The sequence below is a fragment of the Croceicoccus gelatinilyticus genome, from assembly GCF_018398395.1.
Taxonomy (GTDB): Bacteria; Pseudomonadota; Alphaproteobacteria; order Sphingomonadales; family Sphingomonadaceae; genus Croceicoccus; species Croceicoccus gelatinilyticus.
The window spans coordinates 110,067-130,770 of sequence record NZ_JAHCBF010000005.1; the positions used below are offsets into that span (position 1 = coordinate 110,067).

Consider the following 20,704-nt stretch of genomic DNA (forward strand, 5'->3'; position numbering starts at 1 on the left):
TCAGGCCATCTTTACCCAGTTGCCTCACAAAGGGCCGGTCATGGCAAAAACGCGTTCGAACCCTCTTTCCCGGTTGCGCCCGCTTCTCCTCGCACTGTCGGTCGGCACTGCCGCCGTCGCGACAACACCTGCCCTTGCGGACAGCGCCAATCTGCCGTCATCGCGCAGTGCGGGCATCCCCGGCCAGCTTTCCGGTCAGGACCGCGCGTTCTATTCGGGCGTCTTCGCGCAGATCGATGCGCAGAACTGGGGCGCGGTCGAACAGATGCTGGCCGCCCGCCCGAACGACAGCCTGAAGCAGCTGGCGCTGGCGGAATACTACCTCCACCCCAACAGCCCGAAGATCGAGCTGGACGCGCTGAACAACTGGCTGGCGATGGGCCGCGACCTGCCGCAGGCGGGCCAGATCGGCCGCCTTGCGATCAAGCGCGGGCTTGAGAACGGGCCCAGCCTTCCCGGCACGCAGCGCCTCGTTTCGCTGCGCAGCCCAGCCAAGCGGATCCTGCCGCGCGGCACCGGCGATGCGTCAATGCCCGCCGAAGTGTCGAACGCGATCCTCGACCGGATCAAGAACGACGATCCCAACGGCGCGCGCATCCTGCTGGACGGTGTGGACGCGACGCTTTCGCCGCAGGCCCGAGCCGAATGGCGCCAGCGCGTCGCATGGTCCTATTATATCGAGAACGATGATCGCGCCGCGCTCGCCATGGCGCGCACCGTCGCCAGCGGCGGCAGCGGCGCATGGGTCGGCGAAGGCTGGTGGGTTGCAGGCTTGTCCGCATGGCGCCTTGGCGATTGCGCGCTTGCCGCCGACGGTTTCGACAAGGCATCGCGCAGCGCCGCGAACGAGGAACTGCGCGCCGCGTCCTATTATTGGGCGGCGCGCGCCTATACCCGTTGCCGTCAGCCCGAGCTGGCAGACCCTGCCCTGCGTGCGGCGGCGGGCTATTCCGAAACGCTTTACGGCATGATCGCCGCCGAACAGCTTGGCATGGACCCGCCACAACACGTGGTCGGGCAGTCGTTCTCTTCCAGCGACTGGCGCGCGCTTTCGAATGACGAGAACGTGCGCACCGCGATCGCCCTGGTCGAAATTGGACGCGAAGGCCTTGCCGACGAAGTCCTGCGCCATCAGGCTCAGATCGGCGACCCGAACGAATATGACAGCCTGACGCGTCTCGCCCGCGAACTGGGCCTGCCCTCGACGCAACTTTACATGGCCTACAACGCGCCGCGCGGGGCAAAGCCCGATCCGGCGACGCGTTATCCCGTTACGCGCTGGGCACCGCGCGAAGGTTGGCGGGTCGACCCCGCGCTTGCCTATGCCCACACGCTGCAGGAATCGAACTTCCGCGCCGAAGCGGTCAGCCCCGCCAATGCCGTGGGCCTGATGCAGATCACGCCGATTACGGTGCGCCAGCACGCGCCCTCGCTGGGCATGAATGCCGACGGCGTGGATCTCAAGGATCCGTCCACGAACATGAGCTTCGGCCAGCGCAACCTTGAGATGCTGCGCGACAGCGGCGGGACGCAGGGGCTGCTGCCCAAGATCATGGCGGCCTATAACGCAGGGCTTTCGCCGATCACGCGCTGGAACAGCGAAGTGAAGGACTTCGGCGATCCGCTGCTCTACATCGAATCCATCCCCTACTGGGAAACGCGTTCCTACGTCGCGATCGTGACGAAGAACTACCTGATGTACCGCCGCCAGGAAGGCGCGAACGACGATGTGCAGCAGGCACTGGCGCAGAACCTGTGGCCGACGTTCCCCTCGCCCACAGGCGCGGGCGCGGTGGCGCGGCATGGCAAGCCGGTCCTGTCGAAACTGAAACGCTGACGGGAACCACACATGGCCATCGACGAAAGACGCAAGTTCAAGCCGATCCGGATTGCGCTCATGACGGTGTCCGACACGCGCACGCCCGATAACGATACCAGCGGCGACATCCTTGCCGACCGCATCCACAACGCGGGCCACACCCTTATCGATCGCACGATCATGAAGGACGACGCCGACCGTATCGTCGCCCAGCTTCATTCATGGATCGAAGATGAAAACATCGACGCGATCGTCACCACAGGCGGCACGGGACTTACCGGCCGCGACGTCACGCCAGAGGCGCTGGAGCGTGTGAAAACGCGCGAGATCCCGGGCTTTGGCGAATTGTTCCGCTTCATCAGCTTCCAGTCCATCGGCACCAGCACGGTCCAGTCGCGCGCCTGTGCAGTCGTGGCGCGGGGCACGTACATCTTCGCCCTGCCGGGATCGAACGGCGCGGTGAAGGACGGTTGGGACGGCATTCTTGCCGAACAACTCGACAGCCGGAACCGGCCCTGCAATTTCGTGGAACTGATGCCCCGCCTGCGGGAGCAATAAGGGCTCAGACCCGCTTCACGCCCGCCGCTTCCAGCTTTGCGATCAGGTCCGCCGCCGCATCGCCCACGGCGTCCAGAGGCAAGAGATTGAAGTACATCTCGGTCTGGTAAAGCATCAGCATATCACCGCTGACGGCAAAGCGATGGAACTCTGCAAACGGCATCCGCGCATGGCCGCGTTCGCCGCTGAACATCACCGCCTCGTCATCCCACGCGATAGTGCTTTCGGCACGTAGCGCCGCGCTTTGCCGGTATTGGCGGCGGCCCATCATTGGCGCCATCCAGAAATAGACGATGGCCAACGCAACCGGCACCGCGATCAGGAAGGCAAGGGCTTGCCCCGACACTTCGCCCGTCATCGAGAAATCCAGCACGACCAGCAACGCCAGCAACACGGCGATCAGGATCAGCATCCAGCGGATCGGCCCTTTCCAAGCGCGCGCCAGCATCAACCGCTTCATCGCGGCGACGACTTGTTCCTCGCGGACAGTGAAGCTGAAAGGTCCCTTCGTCTCCATCATGTTCGTTTAGGCCGCAAAGGTTACCGCATTGCAAGCCGCGCGGAACGAAGCGCCGCGTTCGCGTGTTCGCAGGTGACATACAGGGGAGATCAATTTGCCGGACATCGCAGCCGCTTCCGATACTTTGCTGCTGGCCGCCTTTGCGGGGGCCGCTCTCATCATCGCCGTGCTGGGCAGCCGCATGGCCAACATCGCCGACGTTCTGGCCGACCGGACGGGCCTTGGCGAAGCGCTGATCGGATCGGTCCTGTTGGGCGCGGGCACGTCGATCTCCGGCATCGTCACATCGATCAGCACGGCGGCCAGCGGGCACCCCGAACTCAGCGTGTCGAACGCGCTGGGCGGGATCGCGGCGCAGACGATGTTCCTTGCCCTTGCCGACATCGCTTATCGCAAGGTGAACCTTGAACACGCGGCGGCAAGCGCAGTGAACCTTGGGCAGGCAGGCGTTCTGATCATGCTGTCCGCCCTCCCCATTCTCGCATGGGCCAGCCCTGCGGTGACGGTCTTTTCGATCCACCCGATCAGCCCGCTGCTCGTCGCGATCTACCTCGTCGGCCTGCACAACGCGCACCGCATCCGGCAGGAACCGATGTGGATTCCCCGCAAGACCGAGGCGACGCGCAACGAAGACGATGACGAGTGCGAGGACGACCGATCGACCAGGATGCTCTTCGCCACGTTCGCGGCGCTTGTCGCCGTTGTTGGCGTGTGCGGCTGGGTCGTGGGCGAAGCGGGCGTCGAACTGTCGTCGCGCTATGGCATTTCGCAGGGCGTTGTCGGTGCGCTGCTGACCGCGGTGGTCACCTCGCTGCCCGAACTGGTCACGACCGTTGCTGCCGTGCGCAACGGCGCGCTGCAACTCGCCATCGGCGGGATCATCGGCGGGAACATGTTCGACGCGCTGTTCATTGCGGCCAGCGACGTCGGCTATCGTGAGGGCAGCATCTATCACGCGATCAGCGACCGTGCCGTATTCTGGATGGCGCTGGTCGTCGTGATGACGGCGATCCTGCTGCTTGGCCTTCTGAGACGCGAGAGGCAGGGACCGGCGGGCATCGGCTGGGAATCGACGCTGCTGCTGACGCTATGGCTGGGCGGTGCGGGGCTCCAGATCGCGCTGGGATAACTCGGCGCGTCGAATCGTTGCACATTGCTTTTGTTCTAGTTATGTTCCGAACATGCCGACACCACCCGCACCGCACGGGCGCGGCGCGCAATCGGGCGCGCTGTCGCGCCGCTTCAACCTTGCCGAGCGCGAGGCGGATGGCGACTGGCTGGACGATGCAGAGGCGATAGACGGCCCCGCCCCCAAGCTGCGGACAACGGTGACCGAGGAACATCCCCGCGCCGTGCTGACATTCAACAAGTCGCCCGACATTCCCTTCGACCGCTCGGTCAATGCCTACAGGGGATGCGAACATGGCTGCATCTACTGCTTTGCGCGGCCCACCCACGCCTATCACGACCTGTCGCCCGGCCTCGACTTCGAAACCAAGCTGTTCGCCAAGCCCGACGCGGCGAAGATCCTGCGCCGCACGTTCGCGAAACCCGGCTACGCGCCCGAGATCATGGCGATGGGCACGAATACCGATCCCTACCAACCGATCGAGGGTAAGTACGGTATCACGCGCGAGATCCTCGAGGTTTGCCTCGAAGCGAAGCACCCCGTCGCCATCACCACGAAATCGGCCCGCGTGTTGCGCGATATCGACCTGCTGTCCGAATTGGCAAAGCAGCAGCTTGTCGCGGTCAGCATTTCGGTCACCAGCCTCGATCCGCGGCTGTCGGGCATCCTCGAACCGCGTGCGTCCTCCCCTGCGCGCCGCGTCGATGCGCTGGCCCGGCTGGCGGCGGCGGGCGTTCCGACGCATTGCATGATCTCGCCCATCATCCCCGCGATCACCGATCACCACATGGAAGCCATCGTCGACGAGGCGGCAACGGCAGGTGTGCGCGCGGCGAACTGGATCATGCTGCGCCTGCCGCACGAAGTTGCGCCGCTGTTCCGCGAATGGCTCGACACGCATTTCCCGGACCGGGCGGGCAAGGTCATGGCCTTCGTGCAGGAAATGCGCGGCGGGCGGGACAACGATCCGGGCTTTCATTCGCGCTTTCGCCCCACAGGTGCCTGGGCCGACCTGTTCCGCCAACGCTTCGCGCTCGCCGTCAAGCGATCGGGCCTGCCGCAGCAAAGGCTGGAGCTCGACTGTTCGGCCTTCACACCGCCGCCGGTTGACGGACAATTGCGGCTTTTGTGACAATTCCTGAACGGTTTACCGGCAAGTAACCAAGTCACGCCTAAGTATTTCCCGCCATATTCAGGGGGATACTTGTCATGAAGGAAATGCTTATCGGCGGCGTAGTTGTCGCTGCTGTCGGTCTTAGCGTCTTTTTCGCGCCGGACATGAATTTCGGCACGATGGAACGCGTCGATCCGGCCAATGGCCCGCTTTATTCGCTGACGCCTGCGCAAGTATCCGAAAAGCTGACCAAGGCCCCGCTCCCCGGCAGTGCCGGTCCTTTCGGAACGCTCGACGTAAAGGTCACCAGCCGCAAAGAAGGCGTGGTGCGTTACGAGGCATCAGGTTCGCACGCCCGCATCTCCTGCAAGGCGAGCGTTCACGATGCTCGCTCAGATGCGATACAGGTACTGACATCGTGCGATCGCGCCGCGGCTGACGGCGCAGCCGCCAAGCTTGGTGTCGAAATCACCAACAATGCGTTCAACGAACTGGTCCATTCCACCCTGCAGGGCCGTGCCTATGATCGCGCGAAAGTCGAAATGCAGAACTCGGGCGCAGTGATGAAGAACCTGCCGCAGATGCAGCGCGACGCGCTCAAGATGCAGAGCGATTTCAGCAAGATGGAGCGCGAGATCGAGCAGGACCAGTTGGACCGCGAAGACCGCGCGTGGCTGGAAGGCGACGTCTCCGACTATTGAGAGACGGCAACCCAGCCGCAAACGCGAAAGCGAGGTTTCTGACCCCGGCCGCGTGTGAGTGGGGGACAGGCCGGGGTCAGAAGTCGCAGGGCTTGTCGCAATTGCCCGCCTTCGAGCAGCCGGACCGGCCAAGCCGGCGCTGCAGGATCGACAGGTTGGGCGACTTGCCCAGTGTGGTCTGCACAGGACAGGTCTCCCGCAGGACCTGATTGTCGCAGAGCCCGAAATCATACGCGACATCGACGTATAGGATGACGTCCGGCTTGGCCGAGTCATCATCCGGATCGGGCACGATGCGCACTTCTTCGAACACGAGGTCGCGAATACAGAACGCGCCGCAAGCCGAGGTTTCCTCCACGATCTTGCGGCGCACTTCGTCCAACTGCGCCTGCAAGTGCGGTCGCAGTTCGGCAAGCAGCGCGAGATGTTCCGCCGCCTGCTTGGCGACTTCCTCGATCGCGCTGTAATCTTCGATAGCGGGTTTGGGTGATCCGAAGCGGACGATACCGTCACGGAACATCAGCGAGTCCGTGTGAACTTCCAACGTCGGCATCCAGTCGCCGCCGCTGTGGCGCAAATCCTTGGGCGCAAATTCGCCCAGGCTACGCCCCTGCCCCTTCAGTGCGCCGACAAGGGCCTGGGCAAGCCGCACCCGCCATCCGCCATCGCTTTCGCACGGTTCCGGCACGGCACTGCGGGCGGCATTGATGAATTCGAGTGCGACACTGGCATAGGCCGAGCGGGGGTCTTCGGCCTTGCGGGGGTAACTGGGGTCGTCAAAATCACGATCGGCCAAAGCCGTTCTCCAACAAGAACACTTATCGCGCGACCATACCCAGATGCCGGCTATCCCAATATTATCTCAATTCCTTTGATAAAGATCAAATCGATTGGAAAATATGCATTTTAAGTAGTAAAATTGCGTCCCGTTTCGGGATTTTGCGTAGACCTCACGCAACCAGGCGCAGTGCCTTCGTCGATTTGGCCGATAGCGCGGTTTCACTAACCCCGGCAATTTCTGCAATCCGGTCAACGAGTTCGCCGTCTAGTGCGAACTTGCGGCCAAGCAGCATCGTCGCCTCGCGCCCCTCACCCAGCAGCAGACGCGCGATAACCTCGCCGGTCGCCTCGTCGGACTGCGGCAGCGCCAAAGCGAGCTCTGCCAAGGCATCGATTCGGTCGACCGTCAGGCGCAGCTCCATGCGGGCCGAACCCTTCACCGCCGAAAGCGCCCTCGCCCCGCGAACGGTGACACGCGGCGGTTCATCGGCGCTGGGCCGGTCGAGTTCGACATTGAGCAGGACGCACTCGCCCGACTTCGCCCATTCGCGGAAGCTGTCGACCAGCCCTTCCTCGAAACACGACGCGCTGAACTGACCCGACTGGTCGGAGAAGTCGCCCATGACGAAGTCCTTGCCCTTGCGGGTCTGGCGTTTGTTCGCCCCTTCGACCAGCACGGCCATGACCGCGTTCGTGCGCCCGCCTGCTCCACCTTCGGAGCCGCTGGCCATCAGGCTGGCGTAGGAACGTGCGCCCTGTGCGCTGGCGACGGCGCGCCACTGGCTGACGGGGTGCGCGGCGAAGTAGAAGCCGAAGTTCTCGCGCTCCTTCTCCATCTGGTCCTTGCGCGCCCATGCCGGTGCCTCGACCAGCCGCAGATCGGCGCTGGCGTGTTCCTCTCCGCCGAACAGGCCCGCCTGCCCGCTTTCCTTCTCGCGCACGGCGGCATCGGCCACGGCGAGCAGCATGTCGGCATTGGCGATGACCTTGGCGCGGTTGGGTTCAAGGCTGTCGAGCGCCCCCGCACAGGCCAGCCCTTCGAGCTGGCGGCGGTTCATCGAGCCTGCTGGCAGACGCTCGAACATGTCCTTGAGGCTCTCGAACTTGCCGCGAGCTTCACGCTCGGCAACGATCGCGTCCATCGCCTTTTCGCCGACGTTGCGAATGCCCGCCAGCGCATAGCGGACGCGGTGCCCCTCGTCGGTCGGTTCGACCGTGAACTCGGCCTCGCTCATGTTGATGTCGGGTCCCGCACATTCCAATCCGCCACCGGGATAGCGGCGCATGTCGTCGACAAAGACCGACAGCTTTTCCGACTGGTGCATGTCGAAGCACATCGATGCGGCGTAGAATTCGTGCGGATAATGCGCCTTCAGCCACGCGGTCTGATAGGCGAGCAGCGCGTAGGCGGCGGCGTGCGACTTGTTGAAGCCGTAGCCTGCGAACTTGTCGATCAAGTCGAACAGCTCGTTCGCCTTCTTCGCGTCGATGTCGCTGACTTCCTTGCAGCCTTCGACGAAACGCGTGCGCTGCGCGTCCATTTCGGCCTGCACCTTCTTGCCCATCGCGCGGCGCAGCAAGTCTGCATCGCCCAGCGAGTATCCGGCAAGGATCTGCGCGGCCTGCATGACCTGTTCCTGATAGACGAAGATGCCGTACGTCTCGGCCAGGATGCCTTCGAGCTTGGGGTGCGGATATTCGATTTCCGCCTGCCCGTTCTTGCGCTGGCCGAACAGGGGGATGTTGTCCATCGGGCCCGGACGGTAGAGCGAGACGAGCGCGATGATGTCTTCAAACCGCGTCGGCTTTACCGCGGCCAGCGTGCGCCGCATGCCTTCCGATTCCAGCTGGAACACGCCGACGGTATTGCCCTGCTTCAGAAGCTGGAACACGCCCGCATCGTCCCACGGCAGGCCGTCGAGATCGATCTCGATCCCGCGCCGCTTCAACAGGTCCACCGCCTTCCGCAGCACCGACAGGGTCTTCAGGCCGAGGAAGTCGAATTTAACGAGGCCCGAACTTTCGACGTGCTTCATGTCGAACTGCGTCACCGGCATATCCGAACGCGGATCACGGTAGAGCGGGACGAGTTGGGAGAGCGGACGGTCGCCAATCACCACGCCCGCCGCGTGGGTGGACGAGTTGCGCGGCAGGCCTTCCAGCTGCATCGCAAGGTCGAGCAACCGGCGCACTTCGGGGTCGCGCTTGTACTCGCCCGCGAACTCGGCAATCCCGTTCAGCGCGCGGTCCAGCGTCCACGGGTCCGCCGGAAGGTTCGGCACCATCTTGGTCAGCCGGTCGACGTGGCCATAGCTCATCTGCAGGATGCGGCCGCAATCGCGCAGCACGGCGCGGGCCTTCATCTTGCCGAAAGTGATGATCTGCGCGACGTGATCGTGGCCGTATTTCTTCTGAACGTAGCGGATCACCTCGCCGCGCCGCGTTTCGCAGAAGTCGATATCGAAGTCGGGCATCGACACGCGTTCGGGATTGAGGAAACGTTCGAACAGCAGGCCGAGCCGCAGCGGATCGAGATCGGTGATCGTCAGCGCCCAGGCGACCAGCGAGCCTGCACCCGAACCACGGCCCGGCCCCACCGGAATGCCGTTATCCTTCGCCCACTTGATGAAGTCGGCAACGATCAGGAAGTAGCCAGGGAAGCCCATGCCGACGATGATGTCGATCTCGAACTTGAGGCGGTCGAAATACTTCTGCCGCTCTTCGGGGTCCATCTCGCCATAGACTTCGAGCCGCTTTTCGAGGCCGCGCTTGGCGTCCTCGGTAATCATGCGCGCCTCGCCTTCCAGATCGCCGGCGAGGCTGGGCAGGATCGGCTTGCGATAGGGCGGCATGACGGCGCAGCGCTGGGCGACGACCATCGTGTTGGCCATCGCCTCAGGCAAGTCTTCGAAGATCTGCGCCATCATGTCTGCGGGCTTCACCCAGGCATCGGCAGGCGCGCGCGGGCGGTCGGCGGTGTCGATGTAAGTCGAGTTCGCGATGCAGAGCATGGCATCGTGCGCGGGGTGAAAGCTCGCCTCGTCGAACTGCGCGGGATTCGTGCCGACCAGCGGCAGGTCGCGCGCATAGGCCAGATCGATCAGCGCTTCCTCGCTCTCCGCTTCGTCCGGCGCGCCGGTGCGGGCGATCTCGACATAGAGGCGGCCCGGGAACAGCGCCTGCAGCCTGTCGGCATAGGCCGCGGCCTCGTCGTTCTGTCCGGCGGTGTAGAGGCGGGCCAGCGCGCCCTCGCCCGCGCCGGTCAGGCAGATCAGGCTGTCGGTGTGACCTTCCAGCGCTTCCATCTCGACATGCGGGTCGAGATGCAGCGGCCGATCGAGATGTGCGCGCGATACGAGGTGGCACAAGTTGTCCCAGCCGGTTTCGTCCTGAGCATAGAGCGCAATCCAGTCGATAGCATCACGGTTCGGTCGCTTTACGGCAAGAAACGTGCCGACAATCGGCTGCACGCCGAGGTCCTTCGCCGCGCCGGCAAAGGCAATAGAGCCGTAGAGCCCGTTGCGGTCGCAGATGGCGATGGCGGGATAGCCGCGTTCCTTGGCAAGCTTTGCCAGTTTCTTCGGATCGATCGCGCCTTCCAGCATCGTGAAACTGGAAAAGACGCGAAGCGGGACGAAGGGAGCGAAGGCCATGCCAGTAAAATAGCCAAACGGCCCGCCAAGCGCGAGGGCGTGGCGGGCCGTTTCAACAGGGGTGTCCCCTGTTTTGTCGCCCGTTCGGGGCGGGTTGTCGGTGCGTGCTGGCGGATCGCTCCGTCAGGCCTTGGGAAAGTCCTCACGCCGGGACAGCGCCTCGATCTCGCCAAGAGTGAAAGTGCGGTCGCCCGACTTCTGAATGACAAGGCCTGCCCGGTCCTTTTCCGGAAGGCTCATCACGAAGGCGATCATTTCGGCAAAAGTGCCGTCGCGGATGATGTTCAGCCCGCGCAACATGTTGCTTTCGACGCCGTCTTCACGGCGGTGGAGCGCGGCATGATCGTCCCATTCCTTTTCGGAGGGGTCATACGGTTCGCTCTGGATGGTTGAAGGATGTTCGCTCATGGGGGCCCTCCTGAGTGCAAGTGAAGTTTGTCTAAAGAACGCGCCGCACGCGTGCCTTGTTCCAGATCAAACGCGCCTATTGCGGGCAATCCCCGGCACAATCCCGGTCCTTGCGGCGATAGAGGAAATCGAACGAGGGCTCCCACACCTTTCCTTCCGCCGGTCCGTCCTTGGGCCAGAACGTGCCGCGCTGGCGTACCGAACCGTCGGGCTGGCGCGTGTATTCCATCCTGATCCAGCCATCGCGCCCCGGTCCGCCCGCGCCGGGCCACCAGCCGGTCAAGACCATCGTGCCCGGCTTTTCGGAGCCGCCGTTGAATTCAACCCTGCCGGGCGCAGAGCCGATCCATGTCTGGTGCCACTGTCCGGTCGAAGGCTCGAAACCGGACAGGCTCGAACCGCCTTCGCCCTTCAGCGGCATCCACCTTTCGCGGATGGCACAGCCCGAATGGAGGCGCTGGATCAAACTCTCGGCGATCTTTTCGTCCTTGCCGAAGGGATAGACATCCCATTCCCCCAGCCAGAAATCGAAATCGCGGAAATGGCCACCGGCACAGGCAGGTGCGGCGATACCGTCCGCCGCGTCTGCCGCCAATGCCATTGGATCGTCGGGCGAGACAGTTCCTTCGGGAGCTACCGCCGTCAGCAGGAGGATCGCTATTACTGAAGACATCCCCGTTCTCCCGACAAACCGGAGATCAGCTTAACTTGCCCTCGTGCAACCGCACAACTCTATCCATCCGCGCTGCCAGCCGCTCGTTGTGCGTCGCGATCAGCGCGGCACTGCCCTGCCCGCGCACGAGGCGCAGGAATTCCTCCAGCACGCGGTCGCTCGTCACTTCGTCGAGGTTGCCGGTAGGCTCGTCCGCCAGCACCAGTTGCGGCTTGTTCGCCAGAGCGCGGGCCACGGCCACGCGCTGCTGTTCGCCGCCCGAAAGCTGGCTGGGCCGGTGGGTCAGACGATGGCCGAGGCCGAGCGCCGAGAGAAGTTCCTCGGCCCGCGCCTCCGCCTCTGCGCGCGGCACGCCTGCCACTAGCTGGGGCAGGACGACATTCTCGCTCGCGTCGAAATCGGGCAGCAGGTGGTGGAACTGGTATACGAAGCCCAGGTGATCGCGGCGCAGCGCGGTGCGGGCATCGCCGTTCGACTTCTCCGCCTGCTTGCCGCAGATCGCGATCTCTCCGCCAAAGCCGCCTTCGAGCAGGCCGACCGCCTGCAGCATCGTCGACTTGCCCGAACCCGATGGGCCGAGCAGCGCAACGATCTCGCCGGGCATGATCGTCAGATCGATACCGCGCAGGACATCGATCGTGACGCCGCCCTGCGTGAAGGAACGGGTCAGCTGCTTCAGTTCGACGACGGGGGGCATTGTTGCGGTCTCATTCATAACGCAGCACCTGCACGGGATCGGTGCTCGCCGCCTTCAGCGCGGGATAGAGCGTGGCGAGGAACGACAGGACCAGCGCCATGCCGACGATGACGACGACTTCGCCCGGATCGGTCCGCGCGGGCAGTTCGGACAGGAAGCGGATTGAAGGGTCCCAAAGCTCCTGCCCCGTGAGCAGTTCGACAAGCTTCACCACCGACTGCCGGAATTCCAGCGCCACGAAGCCAAGGATCAGGCCTGCAATCGTGCCCAGCGCGCCGATCAGGAAGCCTGCGGTCACGAAGATCTTGAGAATGGACCGCCGCGTCGCGCCCATCGTGCGCATGATCGCGATGTCGCGCGTCTTGGCGCGCACCAGCATGATCAGGCTGGAAAGGATATTGAACACCGCGACCAGCACGATGATCGACAGCACAACGAACATCGCCACGCGTTCGACCGCCAAAGCCTCAAACAGCGATGCGTTGATCGTCTTCCAGTCGTTGACGACCGCCCTGCCCGCAAGCTTCTGCGCCAATGGTGCCAGTGTCTCACCCACCGTGTCGGGGTCTTCGGTCATGACCTCGATCATGCCGATGGTATCACCCATCAGCATCAGGGTCTGTGCGTCCTGTATCGGCATTACGACATAGGCGTTGTCGTAGTCATAGATGCCGATCTCGAAGATCGCGGCGACTTCGTAGCCGATTTCGCGCGGGACGGTGCCGAACGGGGTCGTGCGCCCTTGCGGGTTGATGACAGTGATGACGTCGCCGATGCGGATGCCAAGGTTCTGGGCAAGGCGCGAACCGATCGCGACGCGGCCCGATTCCGGCTGGAGCAGATCAAGGTTGCCCATGACCTGCTTTTCCTTGAGCTCGGTAATCGATTCCGCCGTGGACCCGCGCACAAGCACGGCCTCGACCCGGCCTTCGTAGGTACCCAGCAGCGGCTGTTCGATCAGCGGCGACGCATCGGTGACGCCCGGCGTCTCACGCACTTCCTCAAGCACGTTTTCCCAATCGTTCAGCCGCCCGCCATAGGCCTGGATCACCGCATGGCCGTTCAGCCCCACGATCTTGTCCAGAAGTTCGGCGCGAAAGCCGTTCATCACGCTCATCACGATGACGAGCGCGGCGACGCCCAGCATTACGGCCGCAAGGCTGATACCGGCGACCATGGCGATGAACGCCTCGCCCCGCCCCGGCAGCATGTAGCGCTTGGCGATGGTCCATTCGAAAGGGGAGAGAAGCAAGTTGAAGGTTCTGCCTGTTATGCGGGCGGTATACGGCAAACCTGATGCTGCCCCGCCCCTGACTTCGTCATGAACCGTTTGAGTAGGGGGCGGTTCCACGACTGGCAAGCTTTGCGAAGCTGACCGCCAGACGGCGAGACGGCAAGGCCCGCGGGAACTCGGCGGTTGTAATCGGGATGAAACATCGGCAAAGGCGCGCGTGACGCGTCGGGGCCTTTCTGCTAGGGCCGCCGCGCAAGCCAACCAAGGCAACACAGCGGAACATTATACGCATGGCGTCCACGGATTTCGGCCTCCATCCCTTCACCGACGCGGATGGTGACAAGCTGCGCGAAGAGTGCGGCGTCTTCGGCGTCATCGGCGCGCGCGACGCGGCGGCGGTCACGGCTCTGGGCCTTCATGCCCTGCAGCATCGCGGCCAGGAAGCCGCCGGCATCACCAGCTTCGACGGGACCGAATTCTTCACCCGCCGCGGCATGGGCCACGTGGCAGAGAATTTCTCGACCGGCGAGGCGCTGGCCGAACTTCCCGGCGAAATGGCCGCGGGCCACGTTCGTTATTCCACGACCGGCGGTTCGGGCCTGCGCAACGTGCAGCCGCTCTATGCCGATCTCGCCAGCGGCGGTTTCGCCATCGCGCACAACGGCAATATCTCGAACGCGATGCACCTTCGCGCCGATCTCGTCCGCAAGGGCGCGATCTTCCAGTCGACCAGCGATACCGAGGTGATCATCCACCTCGTCGCGACCAGCCGTTACCCGACGATGCTGGACCGCTTTGTCGATGCGCTGCGCCTTGTCGAAGGTGCCTATTCGCTGATCGTGATGACGAACAACGGCATGGCTGCCTGCCGCGACCCGCTGGGCATTCGTCCGCTCGTCATGGGCAAGATCGACAATGCCACCGTCTTCGCCAGCGAAACGGTTGCCCTCGACATCGTGGGCGCAAAGTTCGTGCGCGAGGTTGAACCGGGCGAACTGATCGAGGTCGACTTCGACGGTTCGGTGCGCAGCCACCGCCCGTTCGGCACGCCAGCATCACGCCCGTGCATTTTCGAACATGTCTATTTCAGCCGCCCCGATTCCATCAGCGGCGGCCGCTCGGTCTATTCGGTTCGCAAGGAAATCGGTGCGCAGCTCGCCATCGAAAGCCCGGCAGAAGCCGACCTCGTCATTCCCGTGCCCGACTCGGGCGTGCCTGCCGCCATCGGTTACGCGCAGGAATCGGGGGTACCCTTCGAACTGGGCATCATCCGTTCGCACTATGTCGGGCGTACGTTCATTCAGCCGTCGGACGGTCAGCGTACGTCCTCCGTCGCGCGCAAACACAATGCGAACCGCGCGCTGGTCGAAGGCAAGCGGATCATCCTCATCGACGATTCCATCGTGCGCGGGACAACCTCGCTCAAGATCGTGCAGATGATGCGCGAGGCAGGCGCCAGCGAAGTCCATATGCGCATCGCCAGCCCGCCGACCGAACATTCCTGCTTCTACGGCGTCGACACGCCCGAGAGGTCCAAGCTGCTGGCCGCGCAGATGGACGTCGAGGCCATGCGCGAATTCATCCAGGCCGACAGCCTTGCCTTCGTGTCGATCGACGGTCTCTACCGCGCGGTGGGCGAGGACGAGCGCAAGAAGAAGTGCCCGCAGTATTGCGACGCCTGCTTCACCGGCGACTACCCCACGCGCCTTACCGACCTTTCGGAGCGTGAGACCCCGCAGCTTCCCCTGCTCGGCGAAAAGGCCGCGTGATGACGGACAGCACTGGCGACAAGCCCCTTGCGGGCAAGCTGGCGCTCGTCACCGGGGCGAGCAAGGGCATCGGCGCTGCCACGGCGATCGAACTGGCCGCCCGCGGCGCGCACGTCATCCTGACCGCGCGCGACGACCGCAAGCTGGAACAGGTCGAGGAAGCGATCCACAAGGCTGGCGGCAGCGCGACGATCGCGCCGATGGACCTGGCGGAGCCCGACTCGGTCGCGCGACTCGCCACGGCAATCGCCGGACGCTGGGATGCGCTCGACGTTCTGGTCATCAATGCGGCCGTGTTCCTGCCCCATACGCCGGTGCAGGATCTTGATGCCAAGGCCTTCAGCAACGCGCTCACGGTTAACGTGCTGGCCACGCAAACGCTGCTCGCCGCGTTCCATCCGATGCTGAAGAAGGCCGATGCCGGCAAGGTCGTCGGCCTCACCAGCGGAGTGGGTGCGAACGCCCGTGCCTACTGGGCCGGATACGGCGTGACGAAGGCGGCTTTTGACAGCCTTCTCAAGAGCTACGCGCTGGAAAACGCGAACACGAGCCGCATCCGCACCGTGCTCGTCAGCCCCGGCGCGACCCGCACCGAAATGCGCGCCCGCGCCTATCCGGGCGAAGACCCGTCAACGGTGAAACCGCCCGAAGTGGTGGCACAATTCATTGCAAACATGCTTGGTGAAGAGCTTCCTAACGGCGAGATACTTTCCGTTAACCCCGTTTAGGAACCTCGCGCTAACCGCGTTCAGGGCACATTGGCCGAACTCAGGAACGGCCGAGTCCCGCCACAAAAGCGAAATCGGCTATGGTTGCTCCCCTTGTGGAGCGTCTCTTTTTGCAAGGGAACGTGTGCCATGACCGAATTTTTCCTCTCCGACCGCTATTTCAAGGCGTCGCAGGAAGATCGCAGCTCGCCGCGTCTTCAGCTCACCATTCCGGTGACGCTGCGCCCGGCAGGCGGACACGGCTTTTCAAGCGAGGTCCAGGACCTCTCGCTCGGCGGATTTTCGGCCCAGTGCGTCAATCGCCTCGCCGTCGGCACGCTGTGCTGGCTCAAACTTCCGGGCCTTGCCGCCCTGCAGTGCGAAGTGATCTGGTGGCAGAACAATCTGGTTGGTTGTGCCTTCCAGAACCTGCTGAGCCCGATCGTCTATGACGACATCGTCAGCCGCTATCGCAACGCGTCGGCTCGCCGGGTCTGATACGTAGTTTCGCGCAGAGGCAGAATCAGGCGTTCTTCACCAGCGTAACCTGGTGAACGTCGATCCCGCCGCCGCGGAAGCCGCCTTCGCAGTACATCAGGTAGAACCGCCAAAGTTCTACGAAGCGGTCGTCGAAACCGCGCGGCAGTTTTCCTTCCGCTGCCGCGCGGTCGAACGCATCGCGCCACAGCTTCAGCGTCTCGGCATAATCCAGGCCGAAGTCGGTCTGGTCCTCCCATGACAGCCCCCGCTCTTCGGCAAGTTGCCGGAACTCGCTGGTGCGGATCAGCAGGCCGCCGGGGAAGATGAACGCCTGGATGAAATCGGCAGAACCGGCATAGGCGTCGAACAAGTCGTCGCGGATCGAGATATACTGGATCGCGGCGCGCCCGCCCGGCTTCAGGTTGCGGGCGATGCAGTCCATGTAGGTCGGCCAGTATTCGCGGCCCAGCGCCTCGACCATCTCGACACTGGCAATCGCGTCGTAGCTACCCGCCGTATCGCGGTAGTCCTGATGCCGGAAATCAACCTTGCAGGCATCGGCAGCGTTCGCCTCGCGCGCATGAGCAAGCTGCTCGTCCGACAGACTGATCGCAGTAACATCCGCGCCGAAGTCGTTCGCCAACGTGCGCGCCAGATAGCCCCAGCCGCACCCGATCTCGAGCACCTTTGCGCCGTCCGACAGGTTCAGCCGGTTCGCCAGCGCCCGCACTTTCGCCTGTTGCGCCTGTTCGAGCGGAATGTCGGTGCCTGAAAACAGCGCGCTGGAATAGCACAGCGTCGGGTCCAGCCACGCGGCGTAGAAATCGTTGCCGAGGTCATAGTGGGCCGAGATATTGGCCTTGGCCCCGCTGATCGTATTGCGGTTCAGCCAGTGCGCCAGCCGCGATGCCATGCGCCACGGACCTTTAGCGCGCCCGACAGACCCCAGCCCTTCGGCATTTTTCATGAACAGCGCGAAGATCGGCACGGGGTCGGGACTGTCCCACTCCCCCGCTTCCCATGCACGGTACCAGCCGACCGAACCGCCGGTGACGAGCCGCACGATGGCGCGCCAGTCGCGGATGTGGATGCGGGCATCGAAACCGGGACGACGGCCACCGACCACGCGGGTCGAACCATCGGGCAGACGTGCCTCGATCCGGCCCGTTTCGAGGCCGGCATCGATCTTTTCGACCACCTTGTCGACACCGCCCGCAACAAGGCGCGCGATCAGCCCGCCGCCGTCGCCGAAACGAAAGCCGCCGTCGAGAAGATGCCGTCCGCGCGTATTTCCCTGTCCCATCAAGGCTATCTATGCGACGCGCCGCGCCGCCTTTCAACCGCCGGACTTCATCTCCTTGTAGGCAGCCAGTGCCCGCTCGCGCGCTTCCCTGTGGCCGATCAGCTTTTCGGGATAGCCATCGGGCCTGTGCGCATCGTCGGGATCGTGGATCTGGTCGTCCGGCAGATCCGCCAGTTCGGGCACCCATTCGCGGATATAGGCGGCGGCATCGAACTTCTCCGACTGGCTGAGCGGGGCCATGATGCGGCTGAACATATTGCTGTCGACGCCGGTGCCCGAAATCCACTGCCAGTTGACGCCGTTATTGCCATAGTCGGCATCGATCAGCGTGTCCCAGAACCACTTCTCGCCAAGCCGCCAATCGATCAGCAGGTGCTTCACAAGAAAGCTGGCCGCGATCATCCGCACGCGGTTGTGCATCCAGCCCGTCGTCCAGAGCTGCCGCATCCCCGCATCGACGATGGGATAGCCGGTCTGCCCCTTCTGCCAGGCGTTCAGGTCTTCCTCGATCAGGTGCCCGCGATTGGGATTGCGCCACAAGGAGTTGTCGTAATCGCGGTAGGACTGCGTCGGATAGTCGGGGAACTGGCAGATCACGTTTTGCGCATAATCACGCCACAACAATTCGCCGCGATAGGTATCGGCCCCCGCCCCCGTATGCCGCGAAAGCCGGTCCCAGACCTGCGTCGGTGAAATCTCCCCGAAATGGAGGTGCGGCGACAGGCGCGACGAGCCATCTATCGAAGGCAGGTTCCGGTCATCCTCGTAGTCCTTCACATGGTCGGTCCATTCCTCCAGCCGGTCGTGCGCGGCCTTTTCGCCGACTTCCCATGCCTCGCGAAAGCCGTCTGCCCAGTCGGGCTTTGTCGGCAGCAGGTTCCAGTCGGAAAGCTTGTCGGATTCCGGCCAGCTATCGGAGTTGGAGAACGAAGGTTCGTCCAGCACTTCGCGCGCGGGCAGGCACTGCCGCGCTGCCTTCGCGAAGGGGGTGTAGATCTTGTAGGGATCGCCCGATCCCGTCGTGACGGTGCCCGGCGGCAGCAGATAATTACCGTCGTGAAGGCAAAGCTCGACTTCTTTCGCCAGCTTCCCCTGCGCCTTGCGCCACCACGGTTCGTAATGCCGGATCGCGTGGACTTCGCAGGCGCCGGTCTCCTCCACCAGCTTCGCGATCTCCGTCGCCGCGTCTCCGCGTCGCAGGACCAATTTCGACCGGTGCCGCCCCAGCGAGGCATCGAGCGATTCCAGCGAATGATGCAGCCACCAGCGCGACGCCCCGCCCATCGCGTGATGGTCCGGCCCTTCCTCGTCAAGCACATAGACCGGGATCACCGGCCCTTCGGAAGCCGCGGCACACAGCGCGGGATGATCGGACAGGCGAAGGTCGCGGCGGTACCAGACAATGCGGGGGGCGGTCATTCAATCTCCCGGAAGCAGGACACGCCCGATTTTGTGCGGGGCGCTCCCTTCGGGAACGGGGGGCGGCGTCTGCGGGTTCCCGTTCCATGACGGTTCCACAAAAGACAGTCGTCCTGCCCGAACGCGGCTGGCGCATCGATCAGCGCAAGGCGCTAGTCGTCGCGCTGCTCTGCTGGCTGGGCTTTGCCGCTATCGCCATCGCGGTACAGACCGGCAATACGCAGGCGATCGACCGCTTCGGTCTGATGTTCTGGCGCGGGGCGGACGGCATTGTGCCGCGCGGGCCGGAAAAGCTGCTGGAAATGGTGCGCGACGTGACGGCGCTGGGCGGCGTGCTGCTGCGCAACGTGTTTGCATTGGGCGCGGTCGTCGCGCTGCTGTTCCTGAGGCTGCAGCGCGAAGCGACGCTGTTTGCCGCGACGGTCATCGTCGGCTGGCTGGTCAATAGCGGGATCAAGCAACTGGTCGGCCGCGCGCGTCCCGAAATTGTGCCGCACCTGACCGAGGCTGGCGGGATGAGCTTTCCCTCGGGCCACTCGTTCAATTCGGCGGTGGTCTATATCGCGATGGCGCTGGCCTTTGCGACGCTGTCTGCAAGGCAGTCAATTCGCCTGACCCTCATCGGCGTAGCGATGCTGGCCAGCATGGCCATCGCGTGGAGCCGCGTGTGGCTGGGCGTTCACTGGCCGACCGATGCCATTGCGGGATGGCTGGGCGGCGCGGCCTGGGCCTTTACCGCCGCCGCGCTCCTCCAACGCCCTGCCGACAGGGCCGCCGACGCCTACTCGGAATAGCACTCCTCCGCCTCTGCCGGCACGTCGACCACGACTTCGAAACGGCCGTCGAAGCGCGCATCCTTCAGCACGTCGACCATGCGTCCGTCGCGTTCTTCCCGTTCCACATAAGGCGCGCGTGACCAGAACAGAAAGGCGCGCAGTTCCGCGTTTTCGGACGCGAACATCGGCAATTGCAGCGGGTGAATGCAGGCAGGCTTGTCGGTCAGCAAAGTCTGATCGTCCGCCAGCCCCTGCCCCAGCGTCCAGCGCTGCTTCGCCTTGCCGCGATAGATCGGGCCGTCGACCTCGATAATCATGTCGCGCGCCCAGAATGCCAGCGGCACGGGGCTGGCGATCGCCTCGGCCTGCGGCGTCTGCGCGCGGGCCGTGGCGGTCACGACCATGTTGAAGTTGATATATCCCAGCACCGCGACCAGCCCCAGCAGCGCGGGCCTGCGCCAGTTTCCTGTCCCGCGCTTCTCGATCCGGCGCGAGAACACGAAGGCGAGGATCATCGCCGCCCAGATCCACACGTCGATGATGAACAGCGTGTCGCCATAGAACCAGCGGCTGGAAAACGGCTCCAGCAAACGGATGCCGTAGGAATTCATCCAGTCGAGCGCGGGGTGCGACAGGCAACCGACAAACGCCAGCAGGTAGAGCCAGCCGAAATGCACCGGCAGCCTGTCCTCGGGCCTCGTCCCGCGCTTCGCCTGCCAGCGGTCGAACCACCAGAGGAAGCCAGCCAGCAGCAGCGGAAGCAGCACCCAAGCAATCGGCCCGTGGGTCAGCCCGCGCCGCATGGCGAGGCTTTCCATGCCGTAGACGACGCAGCCCGCGTCGACGTCGGGCAGGTTAGCCCCGAAGATCAGCGCGGGCATGGCAAGGCCGGTGCGGCGCTTCAGTCCCGCCTGGCCGAGCAGCGCGCCGACGAGGCTATGTGTAAGATTGTCCATTGGCGCGC

Annotated in this window: 19 protein-coding genes; 9 read left to right on the forward strand and 10 right to left on the reverse strand. The window is 64.0% G+C overall.

What is annotated here, in order from left to right; genetic code table 11:
* Positions 1-40: 40 nt before the first annotated feature.
* Together KIH45_RS11875 and moaB are read left to right on the forward strand one after the other, a co-directional pair.
* Positions 41-1,837, forward strand: a complete 1,797-nt coding sequence (locus KIH45_RS11875; RefSeq protein ID WP_213176220.1) for a lytic transglycosylase domain-containing protein — start codon at positions 41-43, stop codon at positions 1,835-1,837.
* A 12-nt stretch (positions 1,838-1,849) separates the two neighbouring features.
* Positions 1,850-2,377, forward strand: coding sequence for a molybdenum cofactor biosynthesis protein B (gene moaB / locus KIH45_RS11880; protein ID WP_213176221.1), 528 nt, complete (start codon positions 1,850-1,852; stop codon positions 2,375-2,377).
* 4 nt (positions 2,378-2,381) lie between these two features.
* Here moaB and KIH45_RS11885 read toward each other — a convergent pair whose 3' ends face one another.
* Entirely contained in the window at positions 2,382-2,897 is a 516-nt protein-coding gene (locus KIH45_RS11885) for a YcxB family protein (RefSeq protein ID WP_213176222.1), read from the reverse strand.
* A gap of 94 nt (positions 2,898-2,991) precedes the next feature.
* On the opposite strand from KIH45_RS11885, the gene KIH45_RS11890 reads away from it, so the two are divergent.
* From KIH45_RS11890 to KIH45_RS11900, 3 genes are all read left to right on the forward strand, one after another.
* Positions 2,992-4,026: a sodium:calcium antiporter gene (locus KIH45_RS11890; protein ID WP_225899882.1), complete on the forward strand. Its 1,035-nt coding sequence runs from the start codon at positions 2,992-2,994 to the stop codon at positions 4,024-4,026.
* Between the two features lie 52 nt (positions 4,027-4,078).
* The gene (locus KIH45_RS11895; RefSeq protein ID WP_213176223.1) at positions 4,079-5,158 is read left to right on the forward strand and encodes a PA0069 family radical SAM protein; all 1,080 of its coding nucleotides are present in this window, start codon (positions 4,079-4,081) and stop codon (positions 5,156-5,158) included.
* Between the two features lie 77 nt (positions 5,159-5,235).
* The gene (locus KIH45_RS11900; RefSeq protein WP_213176224.1) at positions 5,236-5,841 is read left to right on the forward strand and encodes a hypothetical protein; all 606 of its coding nucleotides are present in this window, start codon (positions 5,236-5,238) and stop codon (positions 5,839-5,841) included.
* A gap of 76 nt (positions 5,842-5,917) precedes the next feature.
* Here KIH45_RS11900 and KIH45_RS11905 read toward each other — a convergent pair whose 3' ends face one another.
* The 6 genes from KIH45_RS11905 to KIH45_RS11930 all read right to left on the reverse strand — a co-directional run bounded on the left by KIH45_RS11905 (position 5,918) and on the right by KIH45_RS11930 (position 13,304).
* Positions 5,918-6,637, reverse strand: a complete 720-nt coding sequence (locus KIH45_RS11905) for a hypothetical protein (RefSeq protein WP_213176225.1) — start codon at positions 6,635-6,637, stop codon at positions 5,918-5,920.
* Positions 6,638-6,791: 154 nt separating this feature from the next.
* A complete protein-coding gene (gene dnaE / locus KIH45_RS11910; RefSeq protein ID WP_213176226.1) occupies positions 6,792-10,274 on the reverse strand; it encodes a DNA polymerase III subunit alpha in 3,483 nt (1,160 codons plus the stop codon).
* 123 nt (positions 10,275-10,397) lie between these two features.
* Positions 10,398-10,682 carry a hypothetical protein gene (locus KIH45_RS11915; protein WP_213176227.1) on the reverse strand — a complete coding sequence of 95 codons (285 nt, stop codon included), beginning with the start codon at positions 10,680-10,682 and terminating at the stop codon, positions 10,398-10,400.
* Positions 10,683-10,758: 76 nt separating this feature from the next.
* Complete coding sequence (locus tag KIH45_RS11920; protein ID WP_213176228.1) at positions 10,759-11,355, reverse strand: hypothetical protein; 597 nt, start codon at positions 11,353-11,355, stop codon at positions 10,759-10,761.
* 25 nt (positions 11,356-11,380) lie between these two features.
* The gene (locus tag KIH45_RS11925; RefSeq protein ID WP_213176229.1) at positions 11,381-12,070 is read right to left on the reverse strand and encodes an ABC transporter ATP-binding protein; all 690 of its coding nucleotides are present in this window, start codon (positions 12,068-12,070) and stop codon (positions 11,381-11,383) included.
* Positions 12,063-13,304 (reverse strand): lipoprotein-releasing ABC transporter permease subunit, encoded by a 1,242-nt coding sequence (locus tag KIH45_RS11930; protein WP_213176230.1) that lies wholly within the window; start codon positions 13,302-13,304, stop codon positions 12,063-12,065. The genes KIH45_RS11925 and KIH45_RS11930 overlap by 8 nt, the downstream gene beginning before the upstream one ends.
* A 272-nt stretch (positions 13,305-13,576) precedes the next feature.
* On the opposite strand from KIH45_RS11930, the gene purF reads away from it, so the two are divergent.
* The 3 genes from purF to KIH45_RS11945 all read left to right on the forward strand — a co-directional run bounded on the left by purF (position 13,577) and on the right by KIH45_RS11945 (position 16,260).
* On the forward strand, positions 13,577-15,055 hold the full coding sequence (purF, locus tag KIH45_RS11935) for an amidophosphoribosyltransferase (protein ID WP_213176231.1): 1,479 nt from the start codon (positions 13,577-13,579) through the stop codon (positions 15,053-15,055).
* Complete coding sequence (locus tag KIH45_RS11940) at positions 15,055-15,783, forward strand: SDR family NAD(P)-dependent oxidoreductase (RefSeq protein ID WP_213176232.1); 729 nt, start codon at positions 15,055-15,057, stop codon at positions 15,781-15,783. Before purF ends, KIH45_RS11940 begins: the two co-directional genes overlap by 1 nt.
* Before the next feature lie 129 nt (positions 15,784-15,912).
* Entirely contained in the window at positions 15,913-16,260 is a 348-nt protein-coding gene (locus tag KIH45_RS11945) for a PilZ domain-containing protein (protein WP_144098047.1), read from the forward strand.
* A 25-nt stretch (positions 16,261-16,285) separates the two neighbouring features.
* On the opposite strand, the gene KIH45_RS11950 is transcribed toward KIH45_RS11945, so the two are convergent.
* Complete coding sequence (locus KIH45_RS11950; protein WP_213176233.1) at positions 16,286-17,545, reverse strand: SAM-dependent methyltransferase; 1,260 nt, start codon at positions 17,543-17,545, stop codon at positions 16,286-16,288.
* Between the two features lie 33 nt (positions 17,546-17,578).
* Entirely contained in the window at positions 17,579-18,964 is a 1,386-nt protein-coding gene (locus KIH45_RS11955) for a cryptochrome/photolyase family protein (RefSeq protein WP_213176234.1), read from the reverse strand.
* An 86-nt stretch (positions 18,965-19,050) separates the two neighbouring features.
* Here KIH45_RS11955 and KIH45_RS11960 point away from each other — a divergent pair, with 86 nt between their 5' ends.
* Positions 19,051-19,758, forward strand: a complete 708-nt coding sequence (locus KIH45_RS11960; RefSeq protein ID WP_213176235.1) for a phosphatase PAP2 family protein — start codon at positions 19,051-19,053, stop codon at positions 19,756-19,758.
* Here the strand turns inward: KIH45_RS11960 and KIH45_RS11965 are convergent.
* Positions 19,746-20,696 carry a metal-dependent hydrolase gene (locus KIH45_RS11965; protein ID WP_213176236.1) on the reverse strand — a complete coding sequence of 317 codons (951 nt, stop codon included), beginning with the start codon at positions 20,694-20,696 and terminating at the stop codon, positions 19,746-19,748. The two genes, KIH45_RS11960 and KIH45_RS11965, sit on opposite strands and share 13 nt — an antisense overlap.
* Between the last annotated feature and the right edge of the window lie 8 nt (positions 20,697-20,704).